The sequence below is a fragment of the Primorskyibacter aestuariivivens genome (assembly GCF_028023675.1).
Taxonomy (GTDB): Bacteria; Pseudomonadota; Alphaproteobacteria; order Rhodobacterales; family Rhodobacteraceae; genus Marinovum; species Marinovum aestuariivivens.
The window spans coordinates 187,857-202,144 of record NZ_JAQIOZ010000004.1 but is presented as its reverse complement, the minus strand read 5'-3'; the positions used below and the strand labels follow the sequence as shown (position 1 = coordinate 202,144).

The following is a 14,288-nucleotide window of genomic DNA, read 5'->3' as shown; positions in this document are numbered from 1 at the left end:
TTTGGTAGGCAGAGCTACTCACCCTATCCCCGGTGTCTTCGCGCCGCCAGATACAGGCTGCGGATCAGCGAGGCCGAATAGACCGTATCCACGATCACCAGCACCAGCCATGGCCGGGTGAACAGAAGGCCAATGGCAATCACCACGGTGAACATCATCGGCCAGATCAGCGCGCGCGGCACCCGAAGCGCCTTGGGCGACAGGGTCTGGACCCCCGACACCATCAACAGCGCCACAATCACGCTCCAGATCGCCACCACATAGGGCAGATCGCCAAAGCTCAGGATTTCGGCATAGTCCAGAAAGGCCGGGAACAGCACCAACAGCGCTCCGCCGGGCGCGGGCACACCGATGAAATAGGTCATCGGTTTGGCGTCTTCTTCCTGAGACGTGTTGTGCACGTTGAACCGCGCCAGCCGCAGACAGGTGGCCGATGCAAAGACCAGCACGAATACCCAACCGAGGCTGCCGATCCCGGACAGGTACATCTGGTAGACAAGGATCGCAGGCGCGACGCCGAAACACAGGAAATCCGAAAGCGAATCCAGCTCTGCGCCGATTTTCGACGTGGCGCTGAGCGACCGCGCCAACAGCCCGTCGACCCCGTCAAAGATTGCTGCCAGTAAGAGCAGCAGCATCGCCGTTCCGAACCGTTCGTCCATAGCAAAGCGGATCGAGGTCAGCCCGATGCACATCCCGCCCAGCGTCACCATGTTCGGCAGGAGCATCAGAAAGGGAACCTTGTCCCTTTGGGTGCGGGGCGGCTCTGCGGTCATGCGCCCTCCGTCACCCCAAGATCGGCAATCACCGTTTCCCCGGCGATCATTGTCTGGCCAATCTCGACCAGCGGCGCGACGCCCTCGGGCAGGTAGATGTCCAGTCGCGAGCCAAAGCGGATCAGGCCGAACCGCTCACCGCGTTGCAGCGCCTCACCCTCTTGCGACCAGCACAGGATGCGCCGCGCCACCAGCCCGGCGATCTGCACCACGCCGTAGCGGCGGCCATCGGCGATCTGCACGGTGAGCCCGTTGCGCTCGTTATCCTCCGACGCCTTGTCCAGCGAAGCGTTCAGGAACTTGCCGGGGCGGTAAGCCACGGTTTCGATCGTGCCTTCATGCGGCAGGCGATTCACATGGCAGTTGAACACAGACATGAACACGGACACCCGCGTCATCGGCGCATCGCCCAAGCCCAGCTCCGCAGGCGGCACAGCCGGTTCCAGCAGCGAGATCACTCCATCGGCAGGCGACACCATCAGCCCGGGCCGATCCGGCGTGACGCGCTCGGGATCGCGAAAGAAGTAATAGACCCAGACTGTGATCCCTGCACCGATCCAGCCCAGCGGCTGCCAGAGCCAGAACAGGACCAGCGTGATCGCAGCGGCAATCGCCACGAACTTGCGCCCCTCGGGGTGCATCGGTTTCACAAAGGTGGACATCATCGAAAGCGACATGGGGTCTCGCGGTGCTAGGATCGGCCCGCTGGGGCGGGCCGGAATTCGCACCGCTATAGACAACCCATGCGCCTTTGGGAAGCCGGGGCGCCCCCGGCTGTCCCTATGCCGCAGCGTTTACTCCGCCGCCATCTGTGCCGACGGGGTCGAGCGGGAGATGTCCCATTCCTCCTCGGTCATCTCCTCGGCCACGCCTTCGAACAACGGCGTCGAGAGATAGCGTTCGCCGGTATCGGGCAGCATGACCAGCATCACCGATCCCTCCGGCGCGCGTTCCGCCAGCGCCATGGCCACGGCAAAGGTGGAGCCGCCGGAAATGCCGGTAAAGATGCCCTCTTCCGCCGCCAGCCTGCGCGACCATTTGATGCCGTCAGGACCAGCAACCGGGATCAATTCGTCATAGAACTTCTTGTCCAGCGTCTCCTGGAGCACGTAGGGAATGAAATCCGGGGTCCAGCCCTGAATCGGGTGCGGCTCAAAATTGGGGTGGCTTTCGGTGGGCTGGTTGGAATCGTTGCGGGTGTTGATATAGCCCGACCCCACCAGCGCGGCATTGGCCGGTTCCGAAAGGATGATTTTCGTGTCGGGGCGCTCCTTGCGCAGCACGCGGCCAAGGCCCGAAACCGTGCCGCCCGTGCCATAGCCGGTGATCAGGTAGTCCAGACGCTCCCCCTCGAAATCGCCCATGATCTCGCGTGCGGTGGTGTTTTCATGGATATCGGCATTGTCCGGCGTCTCGAACTGGCTGGCCAGGAACCAGCCGTTTTGCTCGGCCAGTTCCTTTGCCTTGGTATACATGCCAAAGCCTTTCTGCGCCTTGGGCGTCAGCACAACCTTGGCCCCGAGGAACCGCATCAGCCGCCGCCGCTCAACCGAGAAGCTTTCCGCCATGGTCACGACAAGCGGATAACCCTTGGCCGCGCAGACCATCGCCAGCCCGATCCCGGTATTGCCCGAGGTCGCCTCGACCACGGTCTGTCCCGGCTTGAGTCGCCCGTCGCGCTCCGCCGCCTCGATGATATTGAGCGCCAGCCTGTCCTTGACCGACCCAGCCGGGTTGAAGGCCTCGAATTTCACGTAAACGGTGACATTGTTTGGCGCGATGCGGTTGATGCGGATGACCGGCGTATTGCCGACGGTGTCCAGAATGCTGTCAAAGCGCTGCCCGCGGCCAGTGGTTTGTCGGATGCCCATGAGCCTTCCCCTGTTTTCCCTGTGTCAGAGCGGAAGCATACAGGTCCCGGGCGATCATTCCATAATCTGACGGTTCAACGCAGGCATTTCGAAACAGAATTCTGAATATTGGCGTGATGTCGGAACGATATTAGCGCGCAACTCCGGCTTTCGGCGCGTCCTCAACACGCGGAAGTTGTCGAATCCCCTGCGTGTACTGCACCTCGACCAGGTCTGCCCGCATATTGCCCGGGGGTCCGGATCTATCCGCAAACTGTGTATTGTGAGCTGCGGAACCTTTGACCGACACGATGAAGGCAACGCAAAGCGCACAGGCGGACAGGGTCAGCGCACAGGTCAGAACGGTTTTCTGAGTGAATATCATGTGTGCCTCCCGTCGTGCATCGCATTGCATCCGGAATAGCCATGAAATGTGCAGATCATGAGGCAGGAATTTGCCGATTCCGGCTACGCCTCCTGCCAGAGCCCCTCTTTGCGCACCCGCTCGAATGCCTCGTCCAATGACAGCCGCGCCCGCGCGATCAGCGTGTCGATCTCCTCGGGCTTGATCACCAGCGGCGGTGCAATGATCATCCGGTCGCCCACATGGCGCATGATCAGGTTGTTGGCAAAGCACCGTTCGCGGCAGATATAGCCGACTGTGCCTGCATCTGATGCGAATTTGGCGCGGGTTTCCTTGTTCGGGGTCAGCGCGATGGACCCCATCAGCCCGACAATCCGCGCCTCGCCCACCATCGGGTGATCAGTCAGGCTTTGCCATTTCTCGGCCACATAGGGCGCGGCCACGTCGCGGACGTGATCGACGATGCCCTCTTCCTCAATGATGCGCAGGTTCTCCAGCGCCACGGCCGAGGCGACCGGATGACCGGAATAGGTGTAGCCGTGATTGAACTCCCCCTGCCCGATCACGTTCGCCAGCTCGTCACAGACGATTGAGCCGCCGATAGGCTGGTAGCCCGATGACAGCCCCTTGGCGATGGTCATGATATGCGGCTTGATCCCAACGGTCTGTGATCCAAACCAGTTGCCGGTACGGCCAAAGCCGCAGATCACTTCATCGGCGATCAGCAGGATGCAGTATTTGTCGCAAATCCGCTGAATTTCCGGCCAGTAGCTGTCTGGCGGAACGATCACACCGCCCGCGCCTTGCACCGGCTCGCCGATAAAAGCTGCCACCTTGTCCGGGCCGATCTCCTTGATCGCTGCTTCCAGCTCTTGCGCGCGGGCAAGGCCAAACGCCTCGCGTTCCATATCGCCGCCTTCGGACCACCAGTCGGGCTGGTTGATGTGATGAATGCCCGGGATCGGCATCCCGCCCTGCGCATGCATACCCGCCATGCCGCCAAGCGAGCCAGAGCCGACAGACGACCCGTGATAGGCGTTTTTGCGCGAGATGATGACATTGCGCTCGGGCTGGCCCTTCATCGCCCAATAGGTGCGGACCATGCGGATATTGGTGTCATTCGCCTCGGACCCGGAGCCTGCGAAAAACACATGGTTCAGATCGCCGGGGGCCAGCGCGGCCAGCCTCTCGGCCAGCGCGATTGCGGGCACATGAGTCGTCTGAAAAAACGTGTTGTAATAGGGAAGCTCGCGCATCTGCCGCGCCGCCACCTCTGCCAGCTCGTCGCGACCATAACCGATATTCACGCACCACAACCCCGCCATGGCATCGAGAATCTCGTTGCCGTCACTGTCGGTCAGTGTCACGCCACGCGCCCGTGTGATAACGCGCGCGCCCTTGGCCGCCAACTCGCCTCCGGCGGTGAACGGATGCATGTGATGGGCCGCATCAAGCGCCTGAAGCTCAGCCGTTGGCAGGTGGTTGGTGATCATGTTCATGGCGCGGACTCCCCGGGTTGCAACGGTCGCGCCCAGAATATGATCAAATTATTTCCTGTCAATCGAATCAGCGCACGCCTGGTTACCTCCGGGCTTTATCCGGTGATTTCGAATTCCCTGGTATACTTGCGCCGGCGGCAACGTGCAGCACGATCAAAGGAGACAGCCATGACCGGAAAAATCGCATTGATCACCGGAGGGTCCAGCGGCATCGGTCAGGGCACCGCTCTGCGGTTGGCGCGCGATGGTTGGCATATCAAGGTTCATGGCCGCGACCGGGACAAGCTGGATCAAACCTGCGCGCTGATTGAACAGGCAGGTGGCAGCGCCGAACCGATGAGTGCCGAAATGTCAGACATGGATCAACTGGCGGCGCTGGCAGAATGGGCCACGAAGACCGGACGGCTGGACGCGCTCGTCCATTGCGCCGCGAAATTCACATATGGCGAGGTTTCGACAGACCGGTTCGCAGATTGGGACCACACGATCACTGCCGTTTTGCGGGCCACCATGCGTCTGACCGCCCATGTCCTGCCTGCGGTCCGCGCAGCAGAAGGGGCCTTTGTCTATATCTGCGGCCCGACGTCCTGGACCGGATGGAAACGCCACTCCGTCCATTGCGCCACCCGCCACGCCCAGGCAGGGTTTGCCAAGGCGCTGTTCGAAGAGGTGCGCGAAGATGGCGTGCGGGTGACGCTGGTCCATCCAGGATTCGTCAACACACCCGGGGTTGGCAAGGACGGCAAGGACCCCGACAAGATGATCCAGATGGCCGACATCGCCGAGATGATTGCCACTGCGATCACCTTGCCAAATACGTCCTGCGTCACAGAGCTGACACTGCGACCGCAACGATCGCCTTATACCTGATCACTCAAGAGACTGGACAATCTGCTCCATGCCCTGACGCACGTCGTCTTCCATCGCCCGAGCCGCCGTATCGGCATCGCGCGCCGACAGCGCAGCGAGGATCGCCTTGTGCTGATCCGGCAGGCTCTGGGTCCCGAATCGCCCGCAAACCACCCGCAAGGACGGGCCAAAGCGCAGCCAGAGACCTTCAGCCATATCCTGAAGGATCGGGGCGTTAGCCATGGAATAGAGCGCCGCGTGGAAGCGATAATTCTGTTCCAGATAGCCCTGCACATCCCCACCGGCGATGGCACGATCCAGCCGGTCGTCAATGGACCGTAGCGTGTCAACCTGTGCCCCCGACACATGTCCGCAGGCGCGGCGTGTCAGCTCGGGCTCAATGGCGACGCGCGCATGGATCAACTCCTGCACCGCATCTTTATCCAGCACCGGCACGGAGACCCGGCGATTGCCCTGAAAGCGCAGCGCGCCTTCGGCGATCAGGCGTCGGATCGCTTCACGGACCGGTGTCATGCCAGCCCCGAGGCTGGCCACAAGCCCCTGAATCGTCACCGGCGCGCCGGGTGGCATTTCCCCGAAAAGTACCTGTGCGCGCAATTCCCGGTAAACCCGTTCATGCGCGGGGAGACCCGCCGTGGGGGCTTGTTTGGCAAGCTGGTTCATCTGCCTCTTTCCGCGCCTTTCGATCTGCCCTTGCGACTTTAACGGTTGCATGAAAGCATTTCCATATTGCCTGAACAGGCAGAATTTGATCAAATCGGGAGAAGGTGGCAGGATAGCCACATAAACCCAACGGGAGCAAAGAATGACCAAAACCCTGATGAGCTGCACTGCGGCTTTGGCCCTTGTCGCTGGCATGGTCGGCGCCGAAGAAGTCCGTGTCTACAACTGGTCGGACTATATCGACGAAGCGCTGCTTGAGAAATTCGAAGCCGAAACCGGCATCGACCTGATCTATGACGTGTTCGACAGCAACGAAGTTCTGGAAACCAAGATGCTGGCGGGGAGCTCCGGCTATGACGTGGTGGTGCCGTCGGGCACCTTCCTGCAACGCCAGATCATGGCGGGCGCGTTCCAGAAACTGGACAAATCCAAGCTTCCCAACCTTGAAAACATGTGGGATGTGGTGTCGTCGCGCACCGCGCAATACGACCCCGGCAATGAGTATTCGATCAACTACATGTGGGGCACCACCGGTATCGGTGTGAATGTCGGCAAGGTTCAGGAACTGCTGGGCGAAGACGCCCCCATCGACAGCTGGTCGCTGGTTTTTGACGCCGCCAACATGGAAAAACTGGCCTCCTGTGGCGTGCATTTCCTGGATGCCCCGGCGGAAATGATCCCCGCCGCGCTGAAATATCTCGGCGAAGACCCTGACAGCCACGATCCGGACGTGATTGCCAAGGCCGAAGGTGTTTTCATGCCTGTCCGCCCGCATATCCAGAAATTCCACAGCTCGGAATACATCAATGCGCTGGCCAATGGTGACATCTGTGTCGCGGTGGGCTGGTCCGGCGACATCCTTCAGGCCCGTGACCGCGCCGCCGAGGCCGACAATGGCGTCGAGATTGCTTATAACGCGCCCAATGAAGGCGCGCAGATGTGGTTTGACCAGATGGCCATTCCCGCCGACGCCCCCAACCCGGACGCCGCGCATGTCTTCCTGAACTTCATCATGGATGCGCAGAACATGGCGGACGCCTCCAACTACGTCTACTATGCCAATGGCAACGAGGCGTCTCAGGAATTGCTGCTGGAGGACGTGATCGGCGACCCGGCGATCTATCCGACGCCGGCGGCGCTGGAAAACCTGTTCACCACCACGCCCTACCCGCCGAAAGTGCAGCGTGTGGTGACGCGCCTCTGGACCAAGATCAAGTCCGGTACCTGATCCATTGACATATCGCCCGCGCCACACCCGGCGCGGGCGTTTTCAGTTTTGAGGCGCATCCATGGCCGAACCCGTCTTTGCCCCCTGGGCCGATCCCAATGAAAAGCCGCTGATCCAGTTCAAAGGCGTGACAAAACGCTTTGGCGATTTCGTGGCCATCGACAACCTGACCCAGGACATATTTGCCCAGGAATTCTTTGCCCTTCTGGGTCCTTCTGGCTGTGGCAAGACCACGATGATGCGCATGCTGGCGGGGTTCGAGACACCAACCGAAGGCCAGATCCTTATCGCCGGGCAGGACATGGCCGGTGTGCCGCCGAACAAGCGCGCCGTGAACATGATGTTTCAGTCCTACGCGCTGTTCCCGCATCTGAGCGTGGCCGAAAACATCGCCTTTGGCCTGAAACGCGAAGGCATGCCCAAGGGCAATATCGACGACCGCGTGAAAGAAATGCTGCGCCTCACGCGGCTGGAGCGTTTCGCCCAGCGCAAACCGCACCAGATCTCTGGCGGCCAGCGGCAGCGAGTGGCGCTGGCCCGCTCGCTTGCCAAGGCGCCGAAACTTCTTTTGCTGGATGAGCCGCTCGGCGCGCTTGATGCCAAGCTGCGGCAACAGACGCAGTTTGAACTGATGGATATTCAGGAGAAAACCGGCACCACATTCGTGATCGTGACCCATGATCAGGAAGAGGCAATGACCGTGGCCTCCCGCGTGGCGGTGATGGATGAGGGCCGGATCATGCAGGTCGCCACACCTGCCGAAATCTATGAACAGCCCAATTCGGTCTATGTGGCCGACTTTATCGGTGATGTGAACATTATCGAGGGTACGGCCACGCCCGAGGGCAAGGGCTATGACGTGGCCTGGGCCGAGGGGCAGAGACCGTTTCACGCCGAAACAGATAAGAGTTTCAGCAAGGATCAGCGCTGTTTCCTTGCCATGCGCCCCGAAAAGGTCGCAATCAGCACCGATGAGCCCGAAGCCCGCAACCGTGTGCAGGGCAAGATCATCGACATCGCTTATCTGGGCAACCTCTCCACCTATCACGTGGAGCTGCCGGGCGGCACGATGATGAAGGCGCAAACCGCCAATACCCGCCGCCTGTCGCGCCGCGCGCTGACATGGGAAGATCAGGTCTGGCTGAGTTGGACCGACACCGCCGCCGTGATGTTGGAGGGATAACCATGCGCCGCTTTGCCCTCATCGCGGTGCCTTATGCCTGGCTTCTGGCGCTGTTTCTGGTGCCCTTCCTCATCGTGTTCAAGATCTCGCTTTCGGACACGGCCATCGCCATCCCACCCTACACCCCCACGCTGGACATTTCCGGCGGCTGGGCCGCGATCAAGGGCTTCCTGTCGGAACTGGATTTCGAAAATTTCGTCTGGCTGACCGAAGATGACCTCTATTGGAAGGCCTACCTGTCCTCGGTCAGGATCGCGCTGATCTCGACCATCCTGACCCTGTTGGTGGGCTACCCCATCGCCTATGCCATGGCCCGCGCCGCCCCCGAATGGCGGCCCACGCTTCTGATGCTGGTGATCCTGCCCTTCTGGACCTCGTTCCTCATCCGGGTTTATGCGTGGATGGGGATTCTGTCGAACGAAGGCTTGCTGAACGCCTTTCTGCTCTGGACTGGTCTGATTTCCGAGCCGCTGACCATCCTTAACACCAATGCGGCGGTCTATATCGGCATCGTTTATACCTACCTGCCCTTCATGATCCTGCCGATCTATTCGGCGCTGGAGAAAATGGACGACTCCCTGCTCGAAGCCGCCGAAGACCTCGGCTGTTCGCGGATGGAAGCCTTCTGGCTCGTGACGATCCCGCTGTCGAAACAAGGCATCATCGCGGGCTGTTTCCTTGTCTTCATCCCGGTGGTGGGCGAGTTCGTGATCCCCTCGCTTCTGGGCGGGTCCGGCACGCTGATGATCGGCAAGGTGCTGTTCGAAGAGTTCTTCAACAATCGCGACTGGCCGGTGGCATCTGCCGTGGCTGTGATCCTGCTCTTGATCCTGATCATTCCGATCATCCTGTTCCAGCGCAACGAGCAAAAGGCGCGGGAGGCCGAGGGATGAGTCCGTTGCACACGAAATCTTCAAAAGATTTCGGACCGATTTCTTTTGAAGAAATCGGCGATAGGGAGGATCGCGCATGAAACGCTTTTCCGCTTTCAATGCGGTGTCGCTGACGCTGGGCTTTGCCTTCCTCTACCTGCCCATGCTGATCCTCGTGATCTACAGTTTCAACTCCTCCAAACTGGTGACGGTCTGGGCCGGGTTCTCGACCCGATGGTATGGAGAGTTGTTGCAGAACGAGGCCTTTCTCGACGCCGCCTGGGTCACGATACGGGTCGCGGTCGTGTCCTCGACAATCGCTACCGTGCTGGGCACCATGGCGGCGCTGGTTCTGGTCCGGGCCGGGCGCTTTGCGGGCCGCACGCTGTTTTCCGGCATGATCTACGCGCCGCTTGTCATGCCCGAAGTGATCACCGGCCTCTCGCTCTTGCTGCTTTTCATCGGCATCGGGCTGGACCGGGGTGTGCTGACCATCATCCTGGCCCATACCACGTTTTCCATGTGCTACGTCTCGGTTGTGGTCTCCTCGCGCCTTGTCAGCTTTGACCGCTCACTGGAAGAGGCCGCGCTGGACCTCGGCTGCACCCCGTTTCAGGCCTTTCGCCTTGTCACCCTGCCGATCATCGCCCCTGCGGTGATCTCGGGCTGGTTGCTGGCCTTTACGCTCTCGCTCGATGATCTGGTGATCGCCTCCTTCACCGCCGGCCCCTCCGCCACCACCCTGCCGATCAAGATCTTCTCGGCCGTGCGGCTTGGCGTCAGTCCGGAAATCAACGCGCTCTCTACCATCATGATCGGCATTGTGACCGTGGGCGTGATCACCGCTTCGCTGATCTCCAAACGCGCCACCCTCCGCCAGCAGGCCGAGGAACAGGCCGCCATTCGGGCCTGATGCAGCGCGTTTACGAGCCTTACGCCTATTCCGACGCGCCGCTGGAGGCATGTGTGTGGAACGACGTACCTTCCCCAGCCCCCCGCCCGGCGCTGGACGGCGCGCAACGCTGCAACGTGGCGATCATCGGCGGCGGGTTCACCGGGCTTTCCGCTGCGCTTCATCTGGCGGAACAGGGTGCCGACGTCCGCGTGCTGGAAGCCAAGCGCATCGGCTGGGGCGCGTCGGGGCGCAACGGCGGGTTCTGCTGTCTCGGCGGCGGCAAGATCAGCTCCGCCGCTTTGGTCAAACGCCATGGCATCGCAGGCAGACAAGCCTATCGCGACGCTGAAAAAGCCGCCGTTGCACTGGTCGCCGATCTGCTCGACCGGCACAATATCCGCGCCGACCGGCAATCGCGCGGCGAAACGGTGCTGGCCCACACCAGGCGCGCGATGAAAGCGCTGCGATCAGAGGTTCATGGTCTCAATCAAGACTACGGTGTGACGCCCGACCTGCACGAGGCCGACGAATTGCCCGGGCTTGGCATGGGCGGGCGGTTCTTTGGTGGTCTGACCCTGCCAATCGGCTTTGGTCTCAACCCCCGCAAATATGTGCACAGCCTTGCCCGCGCGGCCGAGGCAGCAGGCGCTGTTCTGCATGACGCCAGCCCCGTTACCGCCATTCGCGAGGGATTCACGCTCATCACCCCGACCGGAAAACTGACCGCGCGCCGCTTGATTCTTGCCACCAACGGCTATTCCTCCGATGACATCCCCGACTGGTTGCGCGCCCGCTACTTGCCGCTGCAGTCCAACGTGCTGGCCACGCGGCCCCTGACCAATGCCGAACTGGCCGCACAGGGTTGGACCTCGGACCAAATGGCCTATGACACCCGCCATCTGCTGCATTACTTTCGCCTCCTGCCCGACCGGCGATTCCTGTTCGGCATGCGTGGCGGCGTTTACGCCACACCGCGCGCCATGGCCCGCCTGCGCCGCAAGATCCACGCCGATTTCAACGCGATGTTCCCGGAATGGAGGGATGTGGAGCGCCCCCATTTCTGGAACGGGCTTGTCTGTCTGGCGCGCAATCGTACACCTTTCATCGGCCCCATCCCGGAAATGCCCGGCGCTTTCGCGGGGTTCGCCTTTCATGGCAATGGCGTCGCCATGGGCAGCTACGCGGGCCGCTTGCTGGCCGATCTTGCGCTGGACAAAACCCCAGACCAGCCTTTTCCAACAGCCTTTGCCACACCACCCGCCCGCTTTCCGCTCGGACGCCTGCGCCGCGCCTTGCTCACAGGGATCAATGCTGCGCTCACGCTCGCTGATCTGTGACCCGATCCTGTCTTCTTCCGTTTGAAATTACCTCGGGGGTTTGGGGGCTGGCCCCCAATCAGACCTTCCCTTTGCACGGCACATTTGCCACAGTTTCCCCAAAACCCAAGCCGCAAAGATGTAAATCGGCGTAACATTATCCATATCCACCTCAAGATATTCAAAGAGGGAGCGTTTAAATGTCAGATTTCGAAACCCAACTGCGCGAAAGCCAGGCCCAGGTGGCCGAAGCGCAATCGAAGATATCGGAAATCACCAGCCGCATCGAAGTGGCCCGCGACAAGATCAAGGACGGCACCGAGATCGACATCGAGAATGCAACGCTCGAAGACGTGCATGCCCATACCGAGGTGATGAACGCCAATATCGCCGAACTGATCATGGGGCTGGACGATGTGACCGCCGCCTTTTCCCGTGATTTTGACGAGATGCGTTCGAAAACCGGCTGGGAAAGCTTTGTCGGTTTCTTCTCCAAGGACCGCTCCGACGCCATGCGGCAGGAACGCATGAAAACCGCCAATATCGACGACAAGCTTCAGGATCTGATCGCCAAATCAGACATCATCACCAAGCTGCTCGAAGGGCAGTTGGCGGTGCTCAACGATCAAAAGACCAAGGTCGAAACCAATCTGTCCGCCACGCTTGATGACCGTGAATTCACCGTGGGCGAGCTGGAAAGCCTCAAGGCCGAGATCCTCGCCATGGACCCGAAAATCATCACGCTGGAAAACAAGATCGCGGTCGAACAGGATGCCGCCGCGCGCACCAAGCTGGAAACCGAACTGGCCGATCTGAACAAGGCCTATAACGAAATGGTCCAGCAGGAGCAGGTCAAGCTCGCCAAGTCCCAGACGCTGGAACGCTATATCGAAAAGGGCAAATCCTGGGTCGACTCTCTGCAGAACCAGGCCGCGACGCAGATGGTGCTGATCAACAAGCTGCAAACTGACACCCAGCAGCGGGTTGTGCTCTACGATGCGCTGACCAAATCGCTCAAGACCGCGCAACAACAGGACGTGGCCCACCGCATCAACGAGATTGGCGTAAAAACCGATCAGGAAGCGCAAAGCGCCATGGCCGCCATCGGAACCGCGACCAACCAGAAAATGGCCGACATGCTGGAAGCGCATGAAGATCACATGGTCTTTGCCCGTGATGTGTTGCAGGCCAAGGCCAAAGCCGATGAACGTTTCGCGCGCCGCTTTGCAGAGATCGTGAAGAAACATGACAGCAACGCCTACGGGGGGTCGTGATGCAGGTTTTCCTGATCGATCTGCGGATTTATCTGCGTGAGAACTGGTATTTCGTGGGGGCGGTGTTCTTCCTGATCCTCTCGGGTCTCGCGTCCATGTTCGGGGCACCGGCCTGGCTGCGGTATGGCGCGGGCGGGTTGGGGCTGTTCTTCCTACTGGTGCTGTTCGTGCGCGGATCGCTTCGCCCGGTGACGGACAAGGATGGTCGGCAGCTTTCGGTGAAAGAGGTCCGCGACGGCGCTGATAGTGGCAATGGCGGCGGCTTTGAGTGACACGATTTACAATGCCCGCTCAGGACGCAAGGAAACTGGTTTGAACGGACCCGCGCATGATTGACGCCGCCTCCGACCATCGCGGGCTGACCGACACATTCGCCAGCCGCCGCTATTTCGGTAAATTCGAGGCGATCACAACCCATCTGGGCCGCGTCGCGGGCGTGATGGAGGCCGAAGGCAGTGTGAGCCGCGACGATGTGAAAATCCTCGCCCGCTACATCCGGGGCATCGCCTATACGTTCAAGGCGCTCTCCATGAAATACCTGCTGGTCGGGCGCGAGACAGGGCAGTTCTTTGGCAGCCTTGCCATCGACGCCACGGAAAGCGGTTTCCCGACCTTCAACGAACTTCTGGTTATGGCCAATGACGCGCAACAGGCCGGTAGCCATCTGGAAAACATGCCCGGCACGGCGGCACTCAAGGATCAGATGGTCGGCACCATCATCGGCGATCAGCAGATCCCGACAAAGCTGCAATTCGCCCTGTCCCAGCGGCTCTATTACGAGGAACTGGTCCGAGGTCACCTGTTCTGGGCGCGCAACGACCCGCGCATCGACTGGATCAGCGGCTTTGACGAGCGGCGCAAATACCGGGTGCACTGGGCGGTCTATGACAGCCAGATCAACCTGCCCACGATCTACATCATGGAACTGGAAGACAGCGGCCATACCGCGCTGCCCAAGGATACCCGCCGCTGGCCCGAGGTGCAACGCCACCTGATGAGCCAGTCGCTGGGCGCGCTCAAACTGCTGACCATCGCCAAGGGGTTCGACGAAAGCTTTGACGACCTGCACCCCAAACGCCTGCGCCGGGTGCATGTGGGGCCGATGTATTCCCACAGCTTCACCCGTCAGGCCGGACCGATCCGCGATGTGCTGGCCGAGGCCAACGCGCCCGAGGGACAGGACTGGACGCTGGCCTGGACCATGGAAGTGCTGGAAAGCGAGCGGGTGCAAGAGGAGCGCGCAGGCTGGTTTTCCACCGTGGAACGCGAGGTCTTCGCACTTGATCCCTTCTCGGGCCGGGGCATCGACACCGGCGCCACGGAAACCCACCGCGCCATCATCCTGCCGCAGCGCCCGTTTCAGGTGCTGGCCGAGAAAAACCCGCCCGGTTTCGGCAGCGTCCGTAAATTCGTCGTCAGCCCCGGGGGCCGAGTGCTGAGTTATTAACCCCGTAGGGTGGGCAAATTGCCCACCATTTGCACCATTTGAAAGAGACAT

The 14,288-nt window shown here is 60.9% G+C and carries 14 protein-coding genes; 9 read left to right on the top strand and 5 right to left on the bottom strand.

Annotated elements, in window-relative coordinates:
- Positions 1 to 23: 23 nt before the first annotated feature.
- The 4 genes from pssA to PGB28_RS04840 form a co-directional block, all read right to left on the bottom strand.
- Positions 24 to 776 carry a CDP-diacylglycerol--serine O-phosphatidyltransferase gene (pssA, locus tag PGB28_RS04855; RefSeq protein ID WP_271420363.1) on the bottom strand — a complete coding sequence of 251 codons (753 nt, stop codon included), beginning with the start codon at positions 774 to 776 and terminating at the stop codon, positions 24 to 26.
- Positions 773 to 1,453 carry a phosphatidylserine decarboxylase gene (locus tag PGB28_RS04850; protein ID WP_271420362.1) on the bottom strand — a complete coding sequence of 227 codons (681 nt, stop codon included), beginning with the start codon at positions 1,451 to 1,453 and terminating at the stop codon, positions 773 to 775. Before PGB28_RS04850 ends, pssA begins: the two co-directional genes overlap by 4 nt.
- Positions 1,454 to 1,570: 117 nt before the next feature.
- Entirely contained in the window at positions 1,571 to 2,647 is a 1,077-nt protein-coding gene (gene cysK / locus PGB28_RS04845) for a cysteine synthase A (protein ID WP_271420361.1), read from the bottom strand.
- A 447-nt stretch (positions 2,648 to 3,094) separates the two neighbouring features.
- Positions 3,095 to 4,489 (bottom strand): aspartate aminotransferase family protein, encoded by a 1,395-nt coding sequence (locus PGB28_RS04840; RefSeq protein WP_271420360.1) that lies wholly within the window; start codon positions 4,487 to 4,489, stop codon positions 3,095 to 3,097.
- Positions 4,490 to 4,657: 168 nt separating this feature from the next.
- Here PGB28_RS04840 and PGB28_RS04835 point away from each other — a divergent pair, with 168 nt between their 5' ends.
- A complete protein-coding gene (locus PGB28_RS04835) occupies positions 4,658 to 5,359 on the top strand; it encodes an SDR family NAD(P)-dependent oxidoreductase (RefSeq protein ID WP_271420359.1) in 702 nt (233 codons plus the stop codon).
- Here PGB28_RS04835 and PGB28_RS04830 read toward each other — a convergent pair whose 3' ends face one another.
- Positions 5,360 to 6,022, bottom strand: a complete 663-nt coding sequence (locus PGB28_RS04830) for a GntR family transcriptional regulator (RefSeq protein ID WP_271420358.1) — start codon at positions 6,020 to 6,022, stop codon at positions 5,360 to 5,362.
- A gap of 142 nt (positions 6,023 to 6,164) precedes the next feature.
- Between PGB28_RS04830 and PGB28_RS04825 the strand changes: the two genes are divergently transcribed.
- The 8 genes from PGB28_RS04825 to PGB28_RS04790 all read left to right on the top strand — a co-directional run bounded on the left by PGB28_RS04825 (position 6,165) and on the right by PGB28_RS04790 (position 14,237).
- Positions 6,165 to 7,250, top strand: coding sequence for a polyamine ABC transporter substrate-binding protein (locus PGB28_RS04825; RefSeq protein WP_271420357.1), 1,086 nt, complete (start codon positions 6,165 to 6,167; stop codon positions 7,248 to 7,250).
- 61 nt (positions 7,251 to 7,311) lie between these two features.
- Positions 7,312 to 8,433 (top strand): ABC transporter ATP-binding protein, encoded by a 1,122-nt coding sequence (locus PGB28_RS04820; protein WP_271420356.1) that lies wholly within the window; start codon positions 7,312 to 7,314, stop codon positions 8,431 to 8,433.
- A 2-nt stretch (positions 8,434 to 8,435) separates the two neighbouring features.
- A complete protein-coding gene (locus tag PGB28_RS04815) occupies positions 8,436 to 9,326 on the top strand; it encodes an ABC transporter permease subunit (RefSeq protein WP_271420355.1) in 891 nt (296 codons plus the stop codon).
- 76 nt (positions 9,327 to 9,402) lie between these two features.
- Positions 9,403 to 10,218, top strand: a complete 816-nt coding sequence (locus tag PGB28_RS04810) for an ABC transporter permease (RefSeq protein WP_271420354.1) — start codon at positions 9,403 to 9,405, stop codon at positions 10,216 to 10,218.
- Complete coding sequence (locus tag PGB28_RS04805) at positions 10,218 to 11,537, top strand: NAD(P)/FAD-dependent oxidoreductase (protein WP_271420353.1); 1,320 nt, start codon at positions 10,218 to 10,220, stop codon at positions 11,535 to 11,537. Before PGB28_RS04810 ends, PGB28_RS04805 begins: the two co-directional genes overlap by 1 nt.
- 179 nt (positions 11,538 to 11,716) lie before the next feature.
- A complete protein-coding gene (locus tag PGB28_RS04800) occupies positions 11,717 to 12,790 on the top strand; it encodes a type III PLP-dependent enzyme domain-containing protein (RefSeq protein WP_271420352.1) in 1,074 nt (357 codons plus the stop codon).
- On the top strand, positions 12,790 to 13,062 hold the full coding sequence (locus PGB28_RS04795) for a hypothetical protein (protein WP_271420351.1): 273 nt from the start codon (positions 12,790 to 12,792) through the stop codon (positions 13,060 to 13,062). The genes PGB28_RS04800 and PGB28_RS04795 overlap by 1 nt, the downstream gene beginning before the upstream one ends.
- A 56-nt stretch (positions 13,063 to 13,118) precedes the next feature.
- Positions 13,119 to 14,237 carry a hypothetical protein gene (locus PGB28_RS04790; protein ID WP_271420350.1) on the top strand — a complete coding sequence of 373 codons (1,119 nt, stop codon included), beginning with the start codon at positions 13,119 to 13,121 and terminating at the stop codon, positions 14,235 to 14,237.
- Positions 14,238 to 14,288 lie beyond the last annotated feature (51 nt).

Coding starts and splice junctions, on each gene's coding strand:
- pssA (WP_271420363.1), bottom strand. CDS start 776: ATGACCGCAGAGCCGCCCCGCACCCAAAGGGACAAGGTTCCCTTTCTG.
- PGB28_RS04850 (WP_271420362.1), bottom strand. CDS start 1,453: ATGTCGCTTTCGATGATGTCCACCTTTGTGAAACCGATGCACCCCGAG.
- cysK (WP_271420361.1), bottom strand. CDS start 2,647: ATGGGCATCCGACAAACCACTGGCCGCGGGCAGCGCTTTGACAGCATT.
- PGB28_RS04840 (WP_271420360.1), bottom strand. CDS start 4,489: ATGAACATGATCACCAACCACCTGCCAACGGCTGAGCTTCAGGCGCTT.
- PGB28_RS04835 (WP_271420359.1), top strand. CDS start 4,658: ATGACCGGAAAAATCGCATTGATCACCGGAGGGTCCAGCGGCATCGGT.
- PGB28_RS04830 (WP_271420358.1), bottom strand. CDS start 6,022: ATGAACCAGCTTGCCAAACAAGCCCCCACGGCGGGTCTCCCCGCGCAT.
- PGB28_RS04825 (WP_271420357.1), top strand. CDS start 6,165: ATGACCAAAACCCTGATGAGCTGCACTGCGGCTTTGGCCCTTGTCGCT.
- PGB28_RS04820 (WP_271420356.1), top strand. CDS start 7,312: ATGGCCGAACCCGTCTTTGCCCCCTGGGCCGATCCCAATGAAAAGCCG.
- PGB28_RS04815 (WP_271420355.1), top strand. CDS start 8,436: ATGCGCCGCTTTGCCCTCATCGCGGTGCCTTATGCCTGGCTTCTGGCG.
- PGB28_RS04810 (WP_271420354.1), top strand. CDS start 9,403: ATGAAACGCTTTTCCGCTTTCAATGCGGTGTCGCTGACGCTGGGCTTT.
- PGB28_RS04805 (WP_271420353.1), top strand. CDS start 10,218: ATGCAGCGCGTTTACGAGCCTTACGCCTATTCCGACGCGCCGCTGGAG.
- PGB28_RS04800 (WP_271420352.1), top strand. CDS start 11,717: ATGTCAGATTTCGAAACCCAACTGCGCGAAAGCCAGGCCCAGGTGGCC.
- PGB28_RS04795 (WP_271420351.1), top strand. CDS start 12,790: ATGCAGGTTTTCCTGATCGATCTGCGGATTTATCTGCGTGAGAACTGG.
- PGB28_RS04790 (WP_271420350.1), top strand. CDS start 13,119: ATGATTGACGCCGCCTCCGACCATCGCGGGCTGACCGACACATTCGCC.